This is a genomic window from Floridaenema flaviceps BLCC-F50 (assembly GCF_041929275.2).
GTDB classification, from domain to species: Bacteria; Cyanobacteriota; Cyanobacteriia; order Cyanobacteriales; family Aerosakkonemataceae; genus Floridanema; species Floridanema flaviceps.
Genome location: NZ_JBHFNR020000003.1, coordinates 520,823 through 539,780 on the forward strand (window position 1 = coordinate 520,823; position 18,958 = coordinate 539,780).

Annotated in this window: 9 protein-coding genes and 3 pseudogenes; 9 read left to right on the forward strand and 3 right to left on the reverse strand. The window is 40.6% G+C overall.

Annotated features, from left to right (window positions below):
* Positions 1-90 precede the first annotated feature (90 nt).
* Both ACE1CI_RS31475 and ACE1CI_RS31480 read left to right on the forward strand, forming a co-directional pair.
* A complete protein-coding gene (locus tag ACE1CI_RS31475; protein ID WP_413264887.1) occupies positions 91-282 on the forward strand; it encodes a hypothetical protein in 192 nt (63 codons plus the stop codon).
* 799 nt (positions 283-1,081) lie between these two features.
* Positions 1,082-10,480: a CHAT domain-containing protein gene (locus ACE1CI_RS31480; RefSeq protein ID WP_413264888.1), complete on the forward strand. Its 9,399-nt coding sequence runs from the start codon at positions 1,082-1,084 to the stop codon at positions 10,478-10,480.
* 66 nt (positions 10,481-10,546) lie between these two features.
* Here ACE1CI_RS31480 and ACE1CI_RS31485 read toward each other — a convergent pair whose 3' ends face one another.
* Together ACE1CI_RS31485 and ACE1CI_RS31490 are read right to left on the reverse strand one after the other, a co-directional pair.
* The gene (locus ACE1CI_RS31485) at positions 10,547-12,490 is read right to left on the reverse strand and encodes a CHASE2 domain-containing protein (protein WP_496615957.1); all 1,944 of its coding nucleotides are present in this window, start codon (positions 12,488-12,490) and stop codon (positions 10,547-10,549) included.
* A 23-nt stretch (positions 12,491-12,513) separates the two neighbouring features.
* On the reverse strand, positions 12,514-13,380 hold the full coding sequence (locus ACE1CI_RS31490; RefSeq protein WP_496615958.1) for a DUF928 domain-containing protein: 867 nt from the start codon (positions 13,378-13,380) through the stop codon (positions 12,514-12,516).
* A gap of 742 nt (positions 13,381-14,122) precedes the next feature.
* Here ACE1CI_RS31490 and ACE1CI_RS31495 point away from each other — a divergent pair.
* Both ACE1CI_RS31495 and ACE1CI_RS31500 read left to right on the forward strand, forming a co-directional pair.
* Positions 14,123-14,617 carry a LamG-like jellyroll fold domain-containing protein gene (locus ACE1CI_RS31495; protein WP_496615972.1) on the forward strand — a complete coding sequence of 165 codons (495 nt, stop codon included), beginning with the start codon at positions 14,123-14,125 and terminating at the stop codon, positions 14,615-14,617.
* A gap of 22 nt (positions 14,618-14,639) precedes the next feature.
* Positions 14,640-15,590, forward strand: a pseudogene (locus ACE1CI_RS31500) (AAA family ATPase); the annotation flags it as partial.
* On the opposite strand, the gene ACE1CI_RS31505 reads toward ACE1CI_RS31500, so the two are convergent.
* A complete protein-coding gene (locus tag ACE1CI_RS31505; protein WP_413264891.1) occupies positions 15,567-15,812 on the reverse strand; it encodes a DUF29 family protein in 246 nt (81 codons plus the stop codon). The pseudogene ACE1CI_RS31500 and the gene ACE1CI_RS31505 overlap by 24 nt on opposite strands.
* 40 nt (positions 15,813-15,852) lie before the next feature.
* On the opposite strand from ACE1CI_RS31505, the pseudogene gvpF reads away from it, so the two are divergent.
* The 5 genes and pseudogenes from gvpF to ACE1CI_RS31530 all read left to right on the forward strand — a co-directional run.
* Positions 15,853-16,485 (forward strand): annotated as a pseudogene (gene gvpF / locus ACE1CI_RS31510) (gas vesicle protein GvpF); the annotation flags it as partial.
* 29 nt (positions 16,486-16,514) lie between these two features.
* Positions 16,515-16,757 carry a gas vesicle protein GvpG gene (locus ACE1CI_RS31515; RefSeq protein WP_496615959.1) on the forward strand — a complete coding sequence of 81 codons (243 nt, stop codon included), beginning with the start codon at positions 16,515-16,517 and terminating at the stop codon, positions 16,755-16,757.
* Between the two features lie 186 nt (positions 16,758-16,943).
* A pseudogene (locus ACE1CI_RS31520) lies at positions 16,944-17,844 on the forward strand (ArsA family ATPase); the annotation flags it as partial.
* 99 nt (positions 17,845-17,943) lie between these two features.
* The gene (locus ACE1CI_RS31525) at positions 17,944-18,582 is read left to right on the forward strand and encodes a vWA domain-containing protein (protein ID WP_413261251.1); all 639 of its coding nucleotides are present in this window, start codon (positions 17,944-17,946) and stop codon (positions 18,580-18,582) included.
* Positions 18,583-18,615: 33 nt separating this feature from the next.
* Positions 18,616-18,855: a hypothetical protein gene (locus ACE1CI_RS31530; RefSeq protein WP_413261250.1), complete on the forward strand. Its 240-nt coding sequence runs from the start codon at positions 18,616-18,618 to the stop codon at positions 18,853-18,855.
* Positions 18,856-18,958 lie beyond the last annotated feature (103 nt).

The following is an 18,958-nucleotide window of genomic DNA, read 5'->3' on the forward strand; positions in this document are numbered from 1 at the left end:
TGCGATAGTCTAAACTCCACTATTTTAAAAACATATTTATAAGTTGTTTAGAATCAAGGCAAATTCTATCGAGTCAGCGATCGAATATCTATGACAGAAAATCAGAAAAAGCGCACAGTGTTTGCACCTCAACCAACATTAGTTTTATCCTCTAATCTCCCAGCTAATCGCATTATCAGCGTTGAACTAAATGATAATGAAGATGTAGAGTGGATGTGGGCAACATTGCCTGATGGTACAAAGTATGTCAGTGGTTATATTATTGTTAAAAAAACTGTATAGTTGTTGCAGTAACTCCTGATCTCCCCGTCGTAGGGGTAATTCATGAATTACCCCTACGACGGCAGGAGATGAATTGCGATCAATAACTCAGATTGAGTGTAACAAATCAATATAATAATTGACGAGAGCAATTTTTTCGATCGCTTATCCCAGATCTTGCACTCAAAGGAGGTAGAACCTCCCACATCTCGTACATCTCGTTCCCAGGTTCAACCAGGGAACGAAAAATAGAGGCTCTGCCTCCTGATGCAAGATCTCAGTTATCCCCTTTTCTCGTTTCTCGTGTTTCTCGTTCTCGTGTTTCTCGTTCCCAGGTTCAACAAATGGAACGAAGTCTAGGAGGTTCTACCTCCACTGCCGCCAGATCGGAATCAGAACGTCTCTACATTATGGTTAATCAAGTCGATATAAGTGTTTTTGACAAATTTTAAGTAACATTATTGACTAATATAAAATATTTTTCCAGTCAGCAAACTACGATCTTGTCAGTTAATTGAAAAGTAGTGTAAAACAGTTTTAAAGCTTAGGCAAAAAACCAGAGTTATAAGCAACAAAGTACCGAGAACATTGTTTAGTTCTTGTGACACTTGCGTAACTCCTAGTTTGTTTAATTGTAGGGGCGGGTTTAGAGGACAATCCTTGATTCTCACAAACAATATCTAGACAAAACCGCCCTTACCATGCAATGTTTATCGAACCGGACACAAATTCCTGCATAATCTCTCAAAATGACACCCATCTATTATTAGTACCCATTAAAAGCTAACCAACAAAAAGCATCATTTAAATCAGAGGCAGTATGGCATCTATCCAAAGAAGGATATTTTGGTTTTACCAATCTTTAGCAAGTGCTTTAGCCCTAACTTTTCCCAGCCATCTCCCCTTCATCTTACCAGCCGCTGCCCAGCCAATTATCCCAGCCAAAGATGGTACTGGCACAGTAGTAACGCCGAAAAATGGTAATCAATTTGACATTACTGGCGGAAGTACCTCAAAAGATAACGCTAATTTATTTCATAGTTTTACTGAATTCGGATTAAGTCAAGGTCAAATTGCTAACTTCCTATCTCGACCGGAAATCCAGAATATTTTAGCCAGAATAAACGGTGGCAATGTTTCTTATATTAACGGATTGATTCGAGTTACTGGAGGCAATTCTAACTTATTTTTAATGAATCCATCGGGGATTGTTTTTGGGGCAAATGCTAGTTTAAATGTTCCCGCAGCTTTTACAGCGACGACTGCGAATGGGATTGGTTTTGGCAATAATTGGTTTAATGCTGTTGGGACTAATAATTATGCGGAATTAATTGGCAAACCCAACGTTTTTGCTTTTACGATGAATCAACCCGGAAGCATTATTAATTCCGGGAATTTAAGCGTGGGATTAGGGCAAGATTTAACTTTACTTGCGGGTACAGTAATTAATACCGGACAATTAACAGCACCCGAAGGTAATATTACAATTGCGGCGGTTCCTGGTTCTAGTTTAGTGCGATTGAGTCAGGCGGGATTTTTGCTGAGTTTAGAAATTCAACCAATTGGAAATAACAGCAATTTACCGAATAATTTTCCTTTGTCAATTGCATCTTTACCGCAAATGTTAACTGGAGGAAGCGGGGGAAATGCAACGGGGGTGCAAGTCAATCAAGATGGAAGTGTAGAATTAATTGGTTCGGGAATTAGGATACCGCAAGAAGGTAATACAGCTATTGCTTCTGGCAATATTAACGTATCCACACCCCCATTTAGCAAGGGGGGAATTGGTGGTTCGGTTAATATTTTAGGTGGTAAAGTTGGGGTTATTAGTAGTAATATCAACGCTTCTGGGACTAATGGCGGTGGTGTTGTCCGTGTAGGTGGAGATTATCAGGGGAAAGGTGCTTTACCGAATGCGGCGCGGACTTTTGTGAGTAAAGATTCGGTGATTTCGGTTGATAGTTTGATTCTGGGAAATGGCGGAAAAGTAATTGTTTGGGGAGATGAAGCAACCCGTTTTTATGGGACGATTACAGCGCGGGGTGGAATGCAGGGTGGGGATGGTGGATTTGTTGAAGTTTCGGGGAAAGAATCATTAGATTTTCAGGGAAATGTTAATACTTTAGCAGCAAATGGAAATGCAGGAATGCTGTTGCTCGATCCAACAGATATAACGATCGTATCAAGTGGGGGTTCGTTTACAGCATTGACTGATGTGGATGAATTTGGCGATCCTAATAATGGTGAAAATAAAATTAATGCTGCTTTGATTGATGCGGCGACTACTAATGTAACTTTGCAAGCTAGTAATGACATTACTTTTAGTGCGCCGATTAATATTGCAGCGGCGGGAGTTGGGATTACAGCGCAAGCTAATAACAATATTAATGTTAATAACAATATTACGACAAATGGGGGAGCAGTTACCCTGAATGCCGATGCTGATAATAGTGGTGCAGGCGCACTTAGTATCAACAATGGAACAATTAATGCTGGAGGAGGCAACATTAATCTCACAGGCATGGGAGGAAATGGTGGTAGTCAAAACTACGGCATCGCTATTTACAATAGTGGTGCAGTAACAACTACAGGAACGGGAACAATTACCCTCATTGGTACTGGTGGCACTGGCATAGATGATAATAGCGGAATATTCCTAGATAACTCCAAGATCAAAACAGCAGACGGAAATATCACCTTCACTGGCAAGGGTGGTAATGGGAGTGGAAAAAGCAACCGAGGCATCAATATTCAAAATGGTAGCGAAATCACAAGTACGGGGACAGGTGCGATCGAGCTTATTGGCGATGCTGGTACAGGCACGGATAGTAACATAGGAATATACATAAATTCATCCAGTGTCAACTCAGCAAATGGAAATATCACCTTCACTGGCACTGGTGGCAAAGGTACTGGAAACAGCAACCGTGGCATTAACATTCAAGGCACTAGCTCTCTCAATAGCACCGGGAATGGCACAATTACCCTAAAGGGAAAAGGTGGCTCTGGAAAAGATAACAATATTGGGATATTTATAGATATAGACGATAATGCTGGTAACAATGGTCAGAGTGACCCTAGAAACTCCGATAGCGTCGATAGTAATAGTGTGATATCCACAGGTAGTCCCAGCGAAAACGGTGCTCAAGCCGGAAAAATCGAACTGATTGGCATTGGTGGTGATGGCACCGGAATACGCAACCGAGGCATTAATATTCAAGGTAAGAGCATTCTCAATAGCGCTGGGAATGGCACAATTATCCTCAATGGGAAAGGTGGTTCTGGTGGAACCAATAGCAATATTGGCATATTTATAGATAATTCTGCGCTCAACACAGGTGGAACGATTGAACTGATTGGCAAGGGTGGTAATGGAACTGGAGAAAGCAACCGAGGCATCAATATTCAACAAGGCAGCGCAATCACAAGTACAGGGACAGGTGCGATCGAGCTGACTGGCGCTGGCGGCAACGGTACAGATGATAACCTTGGGATATTTCTAAGTTCAAAATCCAAAGTCAACTCAGCAGGTGGAAATATCACATTCACTGGTGAGGGTGGTAATGGAACTGGAATACGCAATCGAGGCATCAATATTCTAAATGGTAGCGAAATCACAACCACAGGCACAGGTGCGATCGAGCTGACTGGCACAGGCGGCAATGGCACGAATCAAAACAACGGGATATTTCTAAGTTCAAACTCCAATATCAACACAGCAGATGGAAATATCACCTTTACTGGCAAGGGTGGTAATGGAACTGGAGAAAGCAACCGAGGGATCAATATTCAAAACACTAGCACACTCACAAGTACGGGGACAGGTGCGATCGAGCTGACTGGCACAGGCGGCACTGGCACGAATGAAAATAACGGGATATTTCTAGATACAAACTCCAATATCAGCACAGCAGATGGAAATATCACCTTCACTGGCAAGGGTGGTAATGGTACTGGAATACGCAACCGAGGGATCAATATTCAAAACACTAGCACACTCACAAGTACGGGGACAGGTGCGATCGCACTTACTGGCGCTGGCGGCACTGGCACGAATGAAAATAACGGGATATTTCTAGATACAAACTCCAATATCAGCACAGCAGATGGAAATATCACCTTCACTGGCAAGGGTGGTAATGGTACTGGACAATTCAATGGAGGCATCACTATTCAAAACAGTAGCAAAGTCAAAAGCACGGGGACAGGTGCGATCGCTCTGACTGGTACTGGTGGCGATGGCACAAACAACAACAACGGAATCAGAATTTCTGACTTAAATACTGAAGTTAGTACAGTCAATGGAAGTATTAGCTTGATAGGAAAGGGTGGTGTTAATGGAACCGAGACTAATAACTATGGCATTAATATCTTTAATAGTGCTGTAGTGAAAAGTACTGGAACGGGTGCAATTAATCTTACTGGCGATGGTGGCACTGGCACAAATGATAATATCGGCATACGCCTGGATAACTCGACACTCAACACAGCAGGTGGAAATCTGATCCTCATGGGTGTTGGTGGTAATGGAACTGGAGAAAGCAACCGAGGGATCAATATTCAAAACACTAGCACACTCACAAGTACAGGGACAGGTGCGATCGCACTTACTGGCACTGGCAGCACTGGCACGGATAACAACATTGGGATATTCCTAGATGCAAACTCCAAGATCAACACAGCAGGTGGAAATATCACCCTCACTGGTACTGGTGGCAATGGGACTGGAATCCGCAACCGAGGCATCGATATTGAAGACGATAGCGCACTCACGAGTACGGGGACAGGATCGATCGAACTGACTGGCACTGGCGGCACTGGCACGAATGAAAACAACGGGATATTCCTAAGTTCAAACTCCAATATCAACACAGCAGATGGAAATATTACCTTCACTGGTAAGGGTGGTAATGGTACTGGACAATTCAATAGAGGTATCACTATTCAAAACAGTAGCAAAGTCAAAAGCACGGGGACAGGCGTGATCGCTCTGACTGGTACTGGTGGCAATGGTACGAATAAGAACAGTGGGATAGTTGTAGATTCCGCTACAGTCAGCGTCAATCATGGAGATATCGCCCTTAATGGTATTGGTGGTAGTGGGACTAACTTCTCCAATGACGGCATTGACCTTTATGATAATGCCAAGTTGGAAATTACAGGAACGGGAAACATTACTATTTATGGTACTGGTGGGGGTCAAGGGAGTCAAACCAATGGGAATGACGGAATATGGCTACCAGATCCGGGAAATATTATTGTAAATGATGGAAAGATTGACTTTATCGGCATTAGCGGTAATGGAACTGATAGTCTAGCAATTAGGTTTGAAAGTGATGTTACATTCAAATCTCCAGTAACATTACGATCGCTCGAAGGTTCGATCGACACATCATTTTCTAATATCACTGGAACGGGTAATGCCAGCATTACCCTAGAAGCAAACGGAGATATCACTACTGGCAATATCACCACTCCCGGAAATGCAATAACTATCATCAGCACAAACGGCAATATTGATACTAGTGCAGGCACTCTTGATTCTAGTTCTACAACAGGTAATGGAGGTGCAATTACCCTTTCTGCTCCTGGTGATATTATCACAGCAGATATTTTTTCTTTTAGTCAGGGTTCTCCGGGAAATGGGGGTAAGATCACCATTACTAGCACTGGCGGTCTAATTGATACCAGCTTAGTTAGCTTAGATTCTAGTGCAACGAATGGAATGGGAGGCGCTATTACTCTTTCTTCCCCCACTAATATCGTTGCAGAGAATATCAATGCTAATGGCGCTACCAGTGGCGGTGACATTAATTTAACTAGCAATAAATTTGAGTTAGTAGGTGGAGATAACTCAATATCTAGTCAAAATGGTACTTTAACTTTACAGCCTTTTACACCTAGTCAAAATTTAGATATTTCGCTAATAAATCTAGATCCGTTTCAAGATGGATTTAACTCTATTACTATTGGCAGAATCGATGGAACGGGAACTTTAACTATTGGAAATCCCATCACTTTTAACGATCCGACAATTATACGCTCTCCCCAAGGATCGATCGCCCTCAACGCACAACTCACTGGTACAGACAACGCCTCCATTACCCTCAACGCCGCAACCATAAACCTCAACGCCAATATCACTACAAATAATCAAAATATCGCCATTAATGGTAATTCTATTCTCGGTAATGATCTGAACTTTACCACTGGCACTGGTGCCGGAGATATCAGTTTTTCTGGTACTGTTGAAGGCAACCGTAATTTGACTGTTAATGCTGGTACTGGGAATGTTGCATTTGCGGGAGCGATCGGCAATACTAACCCTCTGAGCAGTTTAAATATCAACGGTCAAAATGTTAATATTAATTCTACCACCAAAGTAGCAGGAAATATCAACATCACCTCTACTGGTACTCTGAATTTAAATAATACTCTAACTACTACTAATAACGGTAATCTCACCCTTACTAATACACAAGACTTAACTTTACAAGCAGATAACTTTAGTTTAGATGGCGCTTTTACGCAAAATGGTATTGGCTCAGTCTCCATTTCTGGTAATCTGAATACTACGAATGACGATATCAGTTTTAGTTCTCCAGTCACATTAATTGGCAACACTACCTTCAATCCAGGAACTGCTAAAATTTACTTTGGTTCTACTTTGAATGCTGGTGATTATCCTTTGAATTTAAGGGCAGGTGAAATTGATTTTAATGGTGCAGTATCGGGGAATAATACTATTTTACTCGAACCTGCAACAGCCAAACAAAATATTGTTATTGGTGATTCTAGTAATACCACCGATGCTTTAGATTTAACTGCTGCCGAAATAGCTAATCTGCAAAATGGTTTTAGTGCAATTACTATTGGCAGAATAGATGGAACGGGAACAATTACTATTAATAACAGTACGTTTAACGATCCGGTAACGATTCGATCGGGAAATGGAACAATTAACCTGAATGGTAATTTAACTGGAACAGGTGACGCTTCAATTACATTGAATGCTGCTACAACTACTTTAAAGGGAAATATTACTACAGAAAATCAAAATATTGCGATCGGCAATAAGATCGTACTAGATGCAGATGTTTTCCTAAATACAGGTACAGGCGCGGGAGATATTAACTTTAACGGTTTATTGGATGGGACAAAACAATTGCAATTAAATGCAGGTACAGGTAATATCCGATTTAAAGATGCTGTTGGTAGTAGCACTCCTTTAAGTAATTTGGAAATTACCAATGCTAATAATGTTTTTGTCGCTAGTGGAATTAGAACTAATAATAGTTCCCTCACTTTTAACGCACCCGTTACTCTGACTGAAAATGCTGTGTTTAATACAGGTAATGGCAATATCACTTTCGGTAAGACTGTCGATAGCGAAGCAGGAGAAGCTAATAATTTAACCCTGATTGCTGGAACTGGTAATGTTAATTTTAATGGTGTCGTCGGTGGGGGAACAAATCAACAACTTGGTGCGATTTTAATAGAAAGTGCGGCTAACTTGTCCGCTACTTCAAATATTAACGCTAATAGTCTGCAATACACAGGAGGCACAGGAACAATTTCCTTGCAAGGCAATGTCATAACTAATGGTAATGCTGGCGTAAATTTAATCACTAATGGTAATATCAACACAGCTAATTTTACTTCAAAAGGTGGTAATATTAGCCTAATTAGCAACAATGGTACTGTTACAACTGCTAATCTCGATTCTTCATCTACTACGGGAAATGGAGGTGCGATAAACCTTTCTGCTCTTAATAATATCACCACAGGCAATTTAACTTCTAGTTCAGAAAATAATGCGGGTGGAAATATCACTGTTAATAGTACAAGTAGTATAAATGGAACTGTCACAACTGGTGACTTAAAGGCTTCAGGTAATAGTAAAGGTGGAGATATTACTGTCAAAGCACAAACTGCGATTACTGCTGGAAAAATTAATTCTAGTGCTGTTATAGGTGATGGTGGTAATGTTTTTCTCGATCCAGATTTTGATATCGTAGTTGAATATATTAACGCTCAAGGTGGAACTAGCGGTCAAGGTGGTAATGTAGATATTACTAGTAAACAATTTTTCCAAGCGAAGGGTAGTTTTCAGGCTCTCAATGGACTAGATGCTAGCATTTCCACTGCTGGGGGAGCGGGTGGTGGTGCAATTAGAATTCGTCATGCAGGTGGAGATGGAGTAGATCCGATCGCACCTTTTATTATTGGCGATGCTAGCACTAATGGAACTGCTGGAGCTATCACCAGTGGAACATCTACACTGGCGCAAGGCGAAAGTTTTCCCCGTTCCTTCTCGCGGGGTGATATTCAACTAGTGACTGATGACGGGATCACGCTACAACCACAACCGCAACCACAACCGCAACCGCAACCACAGCCGCAACCGCAACCACAACCACAACCGCAGCCACAACCGCAACCGCAACCACAACCACAACCGCAGCCACAACCGCAACCACAGCCGCAACCGCAACCGCAGCCAGAACCACAACCGCAGCCACAACCGCAACCACAACCGCAACCACAACCGCAGCCACAACCGCAACCACAACCGCAACCACAACCGCAACCACAACCGCAACCACAACCACAACCACAACCACAACCACAACCGCAGCCACAACCACAACCACAACCGCAGCCACAACCACAACCACAACCACAACCGCAGCCGCAACCGCAACCGCAGCCACAACCGCAACCACAACCACAGCCACAACCGCAGCCACAACCGCAGCCACAACCACAGCCACAACCGCAGCCACAACCGCAGCCACAACCACAACTATCTAATCAAGTAGAGCGATCGCTAACTCCCCAAGAAAACCCTGCACCTCAACCAATTATAAATTCCGCTGCTAATTTAGAACTAGACACATCGATCGCTGCGATTGAAGAATTTTTCACGCGAGAATACGAAGTGTATTTAGGTCAACCTCCAGTGACGCGAATTCAAACAATATCAGAAATTGTCACAAGATTGCGGGAAAATGAACAAGAAACTGGTGTTAAAACTGCTTTGGTTTATATTGTATTCAATCGCCGCAAATTAGGAACCAACAGTGTTTTAATTTGTCCATTATCTCAATCTAGGGAAAATCTAGAACAGACAGAAGAGCAACAGAAATTATGCGATCGCAACCCTGAAGATCCGGCAAATTTAATTTTATTAACTAGCAAGGGCATAAACATTAATTTACCAATACCTAATACTAAACGACAGGAAGTAGAAGCCTTAGTTAAGGAAATGCGGGAAGGAATAACAATTCCCTATCGAGATATTGCGCCCGATCAATACCTGAATGCTGCTCAGAAATTATATCAATTACTAATTGCACCAATTGAGCCAACTTTACAGAAGGAAGGTATCAACCATATTGTCTTCATTCCAGATAGGGGGATTCGCTCTCTACCATTTGCCGCACTGCATGACGGAAAGCAATTTCTGATCGAAAAATATAGTCTTGGCATCATGCCCAGCTTTAGCTTAACACTACCTCGCTACAGTAATATTTCTAATACGCCAATCCTAGCAATGGGCGCATCAGAATTTCCTAATGCCCCAGAGTTAAATCCTTTACCGGGAGTCCCCCTTGAGTTAACTAATATTACTAGTAATAACTCATATCCGAATCAATCAATTCTCAATGAAAAATTTACCTTGGACAGTTTTATCACTCTCAGAAATACTCCCAAATTTAAAATAGTTCACTTAGCCACTCATGCTGGGTTTGACAAAGGCGATCGCAACAATGCTTTCATTCAATTTTGGGATACTAAATTACGGTTTCCTGAAATAGAAAAACTCCAATTGAAAAAACAGGAAATAGAATTGTTAGTTCTCTCTGCTTGCAATACGGCGGTGGGAGATGAACAAGCTGAATTAGGTTTTGCATCATTAGGATTACAAACCGGAGCCAAATCTGCAATAGCAAGTCTTTGGTCTAGCAGTGATGTGGGAACATTAGGATTAATGGTCGAATTTTACGCACAATTAAAGCTAGGAAAAACTCGCGCTCACGCTATTAGGGAAGCTCAAATTGCCATGTTGAAAGGAAGTGTTACCTTGAGAACCGGACAATTGTTAATTTCTCGTGGGGCAGCGGTATCGCTACCTTCAGAAATTGCTCCGAGTGAAATAGACTTTTCTCACCCTTATTATTGGGCGGGATTTACTTTAATTGGAGATCCTTGGTAATATCCATACAGCATATTTATGTTGGTTTTTCTGTCCAGATTTTTTACCCGACTGGCGCTCTAGTGGTTATTTTGCATTACTATTTTTACCTAAAACTTGGTAAACATCGACAGATTGTTCTCTTCCTTTCAGTTGTACGGAACCAATAAATTCTGTGGTAAATTTATCTTTAATATATTCGTAAGTTTGTCCGCTAATTAAAATTCGACAAATGTTACTCTCTAAGGATTTATCGTAACTTTCCAAGCGAGCAGCTATGTTAACAGTATCGCCAATAGTTGTATAGTTCAATCTTTGACGAGAGCCTAAACTTCCCGCTACTACAGTTCCCGTAGCAATTCCTACACGCATCATCACTACAGGAAGTTGTTTTTCTTGCCATTGCTGATTGAGTTGTTGCAATTTTTCGCCCATTTCTACGGCACAATTAACTGCTGCGATCGCATCTTGAGCAATTTCTTTTTCTGTAGTTCTAGGAATGGGAACACCAAATACAACCATTACCGCATCGCCAATAAATTTATCCACCACACCATCGTTATCTATCACTACTTGAGACATGACTTTCATATAATCATTGAGCCAAAACATTAAAGTTTCTGGCTCAGTTTTTTCTGTAATAGTTGTAAAACCTTTAATATCAGTAAATAACACTGTTGCTGTCATTTTTTGTCCCAACAATTGTCCTTCTCTTAGTAACTGATGGCGATCGCTCCAAACAGCTTGAGCAATTTTGGGGCTAACGTGCTGACCGAGCAAAGTCATTACTGTTAATCGATCTTGTCGTTCAATATAATTAATATAAGCTGTGATGCCAACTTCCGAGCAAATTAAAGCTAACAAAGAAGGTATAACCGGAATCCACCATCCGAAAAGAAAAGCAATGTAACTACTACCAACAATCGATACTCCCACCAACAAAATACTAATTATTTTCCAACGAATTCGTAATAAATGAAATCCTAAAATTGCGCCCACAGCCGAAAAAACCCCAATCAAACATATTTCGCATTCTTCCGACCAAGATTTAATTAAAGCACGTCCATCTAAAGCAGCACTAATAAGTTGACTGCTCAGTTCTGCGTGAATTTCTACTCCTGGTGTAGGTTCTAATATATTAAAACTATAAGGAGTAAAAAAGCTATCTTTGACACTTTCTGCATTTGAACCAATTAACACAACGCGATCGCGGATTAGCTCGCCAGAAACTTGATTTTTTAGTACATCACTTATGGAAACAGTTTCAAAAATTCTGCAATCTTTTTGCTGTTTTTTCCCTCGGCATTTATGAGAGCGAAAATTTAATAAAACTTGGTATCCACCCGAATCTAAATTTATATAACCGCCGTAATTTTCCGTCAATGGATATACTTCAGCTTTTCCTAACTTATAAATACTTAAGTTATTATCTATTGCTTCAAAATTAATCCCCTGTTTCTCTAAGTACCTATCAGCCAATTCTGCACCTAGAGAGGAAATTGATTTATTTTTTTGTTTTTCAAGAGATATGAAAGCGCGACGCACTTTACCATCGGCATCGAATGGGATGTCGCTAGCAGCAACTTGATTTAACTTGTCCAAGGTAGGTGGAGGAGCAACTGAATTTTTTTCATTGCCAATTTTGGTAATTCCAATTAAGTTAGGTGTGGTTTCAAACAAGGAAACTAATTCTTTACCTCCCGGTTCAACAGGCAAATCTCGATAAATATCTAAGCCGATTACTCTCGGCTGAAATTTTTTGATTTTCAGCAATAATTCGGCTAATTTGCGATCGGAAATCGGCCATTGACGCAACTTTTTAATATCTGTTTCCGTAATTTCTACCAACAAAATCCGAGAATCTGTTGGTTCTTGTGGTCGCCAGCGAAAAAAACTATCAAGTGTGGCTAACTCCAACAGCTGCAAAAGTCCTATTCCTCGCAATGCAATCACAAGTAAAGCTACTGTTGGTACGGTGATTAACACTCCCCGCCATTCACTCAATAATTGCCGTAGCTTTTGGAGTTTCATGCTCACTTTTTCCGAATTTAGCGCTATTTGGCTGGTTTGCAACAATCAATCAAGGGATAGGAAACTATTTCTTTTAAATTTTCTGCTTGTAGGAGTTCTTCCCACATAGTCGCTGCATTAGAATTCATACCAGTTTTCGGGCGCAGTTCAGCTACAGTTTGCAGAGCATCATACCAAAGATTGTTTTGTTGATAAACTCGCGCTTTTTCTAAAGAGTTAGGATTTCCTTGAATTTTAGCGATCGCTTCATTAGGCGCTACTCGCTTAATTTCTCCACTTTTTATGATATCTTCCGAGCGATCGTCATTCGGCTTACAATGTAATAAAAAACGCCACTCATAATTATTATCTATCTTTAGAGGTGGTTTGTCTTTGGGTAGTTGTATGCTGATAATACCAGGAATGCCACTTAACTCGAAAGTTGTTTGATAAACTAATTGTTTTTCAGTGCGATCGTATAAAACAAATTCTCCTGTCTTAGATTTTGTTTGCGGCACGAACACAAAAAAAGTAGGATATTTCTCCACTGTTAACCCCTCTTTATTATTAGGGATTAATAGGGTGATATCTGGCTGGAAATTTAAATTTACATCTTGCGGACATCCTCCTCTGGTTCCCCCGCCACCAGTACCCCCCCTTGGTCTACCCGGTCTACCGGGAGGAGGAGTGGGAACAGAGCTAATTTTTATAGGTAAATTTTGGTTAATTTGACTTGAGTCTTGTAGTGGTGATTCAACTTTTCTCAAATCCGCACCAAAACCTAAGTTTAAAGGAAAAAGCAGCAAAAATACCGATAAATACAAGCAATCTTGTTTCGCCGTCATCTTAAATTTTATCCTCCCTACATAACTTTCTGACGACTTACTTTCAATACAGGTCGGTTTGTTCATATTTAGCCTGCTAAAATGTAGATTTGGGAAATTTAATACCCTATTTTGCTTAGAGAATAATTTTTTCTGACATCGGGTCTGTAAAATCTAATACTAACTAAGTTTGGTGCAGAACAATTAGCTAAAATTACAGTCTTTTTTAATCAGAGTACTAAGAATATCGGTTCGGCAAAAAGACCGTGTTTCTGAGGTGTACTCTAACTGAAAACTGTTAGATCGTTTGATTGAGATAAAGAGCTTTATTCGCAATTATAGTGATTGAGTTTGGACTTTGGCAAGATCAACTTGGCTACTAACAGAATGTAGTCAAAGGCAGTTGGTGAGAGCAATAGCAAAAACTTACCTTTTTCCTCTAAAAAGTTGGTGGGGGTAGGGACACGGCATCATTAATATTTGCAATTCTTACCGTTATCTCTTTCATGCCGTGTCCCTACAATTTCCTGGAAAAAAGCCAGGATAAAAGCGCCAAAAGGTCAATAAAGCCTTTTGCACTTGTTTTGAGCAAAAAAGTCGCTTTCACCCTTGCCTATCTTACTTTTTACCTTTATTCAGCAAACCCTAATTAGTGGTTATTTCTGCGGCGCTGCACTAGTAAAAGAAGGTAGAAGGAAAGAGGCTTGTACAAAATCATTTCTTAATATTGGTTTATATAGTTTGCGATCGCATAATGAAGTACGATTGAGCAAAGCGATCTACTGAAATGTGGGTGATGGTTTAGGGTGGTAGTGGTTATCAATGTATACTGACATCAGTTGGCGGTTCTCCCTTAGCCGGACGCAAAGGTTATTTGTTTTGCATTAATCCGGCGCGACAATGGCAATTTTGGTTGGGAACTGGGCAACCCAAGGGATTTTGGCAGGTGATAACTGGGTCTGTAGCTAGGCAAAATTCTTGGGCGCATTTAGCAGGAGCTTACGATCGCTACGGCTCTGGCGAAGATTTTTTATTTTTAGACGGGCAACTTATTGCCCAAACAGCTAACACAGAAAAAGGCAAACCTAAGCAGAGCCAAATCCCGCTAGGAGCCTTACAAAAAGGACTTCATACAATTTCCATTACCACATCGAATGGTGTCGATGCCGCACATCTTATAGATTACTTACAACTCCAAAATTCTAAACTTATGGCCTCAAAATCAACTTCTCAAACTGGGGGCCTTGCTGGGAAGCAAGCCCCCCTCAAAAGGCAACCAATCAGGTTCTCAACAGCAATCCGCTCAGTCTGGTGGAAAAGGTAGTGGGTCGCTTGGTGGACTTACTCCTGTAACGGGGAAAACTTTGACGGTGCGAGTGTAGGCGGAAAAGTTGGGGGTAAATTATATAGCTATTGCTGGCCCCGAAATTATTGGTAAATATTATGGTGAGGCGGAGTTACGCTTGCGGCAAGTTTTCCAAAAAGCTTCAACCTCTGCACCTTGTTTGATATTTATTGACGAAATTGATAGTTTGGCTCCCGAACGCAGCAAAGTTGAGGGGGAAGTGGAAAAGCGGGTAGTAGCACAACTTCTCAGTTTGATGGATGGCTTTGCTCAATTAAATGGGGTGATTGTTTTAGCTGCTACTAATCGTCCCGATCATGTCGATCCGGCGTTGCGTCGTCCGGGTAGGTTTGATCGAGAGGTGTGTTTTCGCGTTCCCGATCGCAACGGCAGGTTAGAAATTTTACAGATTCACACGCAGACCATGCCCTTGGCTTTTACGGTGAATTTGGAGGCAATTGCAGATTTGGCGATCGGTTTTGTCGGCGCAGACTTACGCGCCCTTTGCCAAAAAGCAGCGTATAATGCCTTACACCGAGTCAATCCTTCCCTAGATGACCCCGCCCTACCCGAAAATTTGTGGATTGAGCATCAAGACTTTCTGGGAGCTTTGCAAGATGTGAAACCTTCGGTGTTGCGTCCGGTAACAATTCAAACTTCAAATGTTACTTGGGATCAAATTGGTGGGTTAGAAAATATCAAAGCCATTTTGCAAGAATCTGTAGAAGGTGCGTTACTTTATCCCGAACTTTATCAACAGATGAAAGCAGTTTCGCCGCGTGGGATTCTGCTTTGGGGACCACCGGGAACTGGCAAAACTTTGTTAGCAAAAGCAGTAGCAGCACAAGCTAGAGCTAATTTTATTGCAGTCAATGGGCCAGAATTTTGGTATAAAGAGAAATTGAGATACAGCTTTTATGAAGGGTGTTTAATTCAGCAAGTCTGTGTCTGAATCGCTCATAACTCCCGGAAAGAAATCAGGGTTTTCTATTTCTTGCCAAGTATAAGAAATCTCAGACGGAAAAGTTCGCAGTTCCATTAATGTTTCCCGAACAGCTAAGTCTCTGCCATCAGCCCAAGCTTTTTTCAATATTTCATCTAAGCTAGATTTTAGGCTAGGACTTTCTTGGAGTAAATCGGTAACTTTCCGGCGCTGTTCCCTGATTGTCGCCACCCAATTTCTAGACCTTCTGTTGGGTTGATACTCCCATTTCAACGGATTTAACTTTTTGTATTCGGAAGCAAAACCAGAAAAATATTTAACATCTCGGCGGAATCTTTTGTGTCATGAGAAAGTGTTAGAACAAGCAATGAGTGAAGGTTTTCCTAACCTTTTACCGCTACGTTTTGGATTGGTAGTGAAAGATTGGGAAGCAGTTACCAATCACTTGATCAATCCTTATAAGGAAAAATTGGAACAGTTATTTGTCAAGTTAAGTGGACAACGAGAAGTTAGTGTTAAGGTATTTTGGAATAGCAATTCGGAAATGCAAGCGTTGTTAGTATCAAATCCTAGTTTAAAGCAAAAACGGGATATGTTGGAAGGTAAAACTTTAAGAATGGAGGAAGTAATCGAAATAGGCAAAATAATAGAAGAAGGTTTGCAACTTCGCAAGGAAGAAGTTATTAATACGTTTCGGAATGAATTGGATATTTTAGCAGAAGAAGTGATTGAAAATGATACAATGACGGAAGAAATGATTTACAATACGGCTTATTTGATTCCTTGGGATAGCGAAGCGAATTTTAGTGAAAGGGTAGATGCGATCGATCAAAAATTTGGCGATCGTCTACGAATTCGGTACAACAATTTTACTGCTCCTTATACATTTGCTCAACTTGAATAATCAGTATAAATGAAAGTAGAGGTTTACTTATGATGACGCTGCTTAAACTATTAACATTTCCTGTTTCAGCGCCGCTGAGTGGAATTTTTTGGATTGGAGAACAACTTTCAGAACGCGCCAATACCGAATTAAATGATAAAGAGAATTTGCAAAAGCAATTATTAGCCTTGCAATTAACCTTTGATTTGGGTGATATTTCCGAAGAAGAGTTTGAGATTCAAGAAGAAGAACTGTTGCTGCAAATTCAAGCAATGGAAGAAGCAGAAGATTAGGTACGTAGTTGCGCTTCAGCGCTCTTATTATCTCGGAGATAAGAGCGCTGAAGCGCAACTACGTACTTATTATTAATATTCCAGAAAAAAGGTTTCAAACTTACTTGTTTCAGAATTCTCTTTATTATCAGCCGATTTTTTATCAGGAGTAGTGCGATTAGCTGCACTCCACCTGAGATAAAATGACCGGAAAAAGTGCCTCCCAATTTCAGCGATTTTATTGCTGAAGAAAGACAGTTAATACTGGTTGGCGGGAAAGGAGGAGTGGGAAAAACTACGGTAGCAGCTGCGATCGGTTGGGCGTTAGCAAATCGCTATCCTGAAAAAAATATTCGGATGATTTCGATCGATCCTGCTCATTCTTTAGGCGATGCTTTTGGCACACAATTAGGACATGAACCAACTCAAATTCTGCCTAATTTAAGCGGTCAAGAAATCGACGCTGAGATAGTTTTGGAAAAATTTCGTAATGATTATCTTTGGGAATTAGCCGAAATGATTAGCGGCGAAGGAACGGAGGAAGGCGCAATCAAAATTGCTTACACTCCCCAAGCTTGGCGGCAAATTGTTGCCCAAGCTTTACCGGGAATTGATGAAATGTTATCGCTAATTACGGTTATGGAATTATTAAATAGTAAACGATTTAATTATTTTAGATACTGCGCCAACAGGTCATTTATTGCGATTTTTGGAAATGCCAACCGCATTAGCAGATTGGTTAGCTTGGATTTTTAAACTGTGGATGAAATATCAAGCTGTGTTAGGTAGAGTTGATTTAATGAGTCGGTTAAGAAATTTGCGCCAACAAGTTATCCAAGCACAGAAAAAGTTGAAAAACCCGCAACATACAGAATTTATTGGCGTGATTCAAGCGGAAGCAGCAATTATTGCCGAACAAGTGCGGTTAACTGAATCTTTGGAAAAAATGGAGGTTTCACAGCGTTACATCGTTCATAATCGTTATAATTCAGTTAGTGAAATAGATGCAAACATATTTCCAAATCAAACAATTATTCGCTTGCCAATTTTACCCCGATCGATCGAAGCGATCGCCAGAATTCAAGCAGCAGCCCAACTTTTATTTTAATCCTGGTCATTAGTCCTTGGTCATTGGTCAAAAGGTTAACAAATGACAAATGACAAATGACAAATAACAAATGACAAATGTCTCAATTAGTGAATAAATATGTTCAACCTACAAGTTGCTTGGGCTCGTCCGATTAAACTTAGTTCGCAACTCTCAGAACACATTTTAAGAGTGCGAATTCTACCTTTAGAAAATCAAACTACAACTAAGCAAGAACCGCAAACTTTGCCTTTACAATTAGCGATCGCTTTAGATACTAGCGCTTCTATGCAAGGGGAAAAATGGGAAAAAGCGAAAGCAGCTTGTCAATCATTAGTCGCACAATTACGACCTTGCGATCGCCTATCCATCGCCGGATTTGCTGATTGGGTAACTCCTTTAGCCAAAAATTTACCAAGTGTTGAACTGGGAAATTTACCGACTATTTTAAATACTTTAGTTGCTGAAGGTGTCACCAGAACTGATTTAGCTTTAAACTGGATTCATTCTACATTATCTTCAGAAACAATTCAAACAAAAGTCGGAATTTTGATTACAGATGGATATCCAACTAGTCAACAAGGAGATGTTTTAGAGAACTTTGAATCGCTAATTTTACAAGCCGAAAATATGGCAGCACAAGGTATGATGCTTTGTACTGTAGGTTTAGGGGATGCTGCTGATTTTAATTCAGGGTTATTGGTGAGTTTAAGCGATCGCGGCAAAGGTACTTTTATTTATGCTGACCAGCCTATCTAATTAACACCTCAATTACAAGAACAATTACAAGTAGTGCAACAAATCGCCGTGACAAATGCTAGTTTAAAATTAAATTTGCTTGAAGGCGTTAAATTAAAAAATATTTGCCAGTTTCGTCCTGAATATTTACCTTTAACAGTAACGGATTACCAAATAATTTCTTTACCAAATCTTAGAGCCGATGTTCCTACAGATATATTATTAGCCTTCGATTTTCCGGCTTTTAATCTTAATGAATTTGGCAATTATATAGTTGCTGAAATTCAGTTATAAGCTTTGGAGTTTGCGCCAATTACTGCCCAAGTTCCGCTACAATTTACTAATTCCTATCGGGAAGCACAACAATTTAATCAAGAGGTCGATCGCGATCGGCTTT

Coding starts and splice junctions, on each gene's coding strand:
- ACE1CI_RS31485 (WP_496615957.1), bottom strand. CDS start 12,490: ATGAAACTCCAAAAGCTACGGCAATTATTGAGTGAATGGCGGGGAGTG.
- ACE1CI_RS31525 (WP_413261251.1), top strand. CDS start 17,944: ATGTTCAACCTACAAGTTGCTTGGGCTCGTCCGATTAAACTTAGTTCG.
- ACE1CI_RS31480 (WP_413264888.1), top strand. CDS start 1,082: ATGGCATCTATCCAAAGAAGGATATTTTGGTTTTACCAATCTTTAGCA.
- ACE1CI_RS31475 (WP_413264887.1), top strand. CDS start 91: ATGACAGAAAATCAGAAAAAGCGCACAGTGTTTGCACCTCAACCAACA.
- ACE1CI_RS31490 (WP_496615958.1), bottom strand. CDS start 13,380: ATGAACAAACCGACCTGTATTGAAAGTAAGTCGTCAGAAAGTTATGTA.
- ACE1CI_RS31515 (WP_496615959.1), top strand. CDS start 16,515: ATGATGACGCTGCTTAAACTATTAACATTTCCTGTTTCAGCGCCGCTG.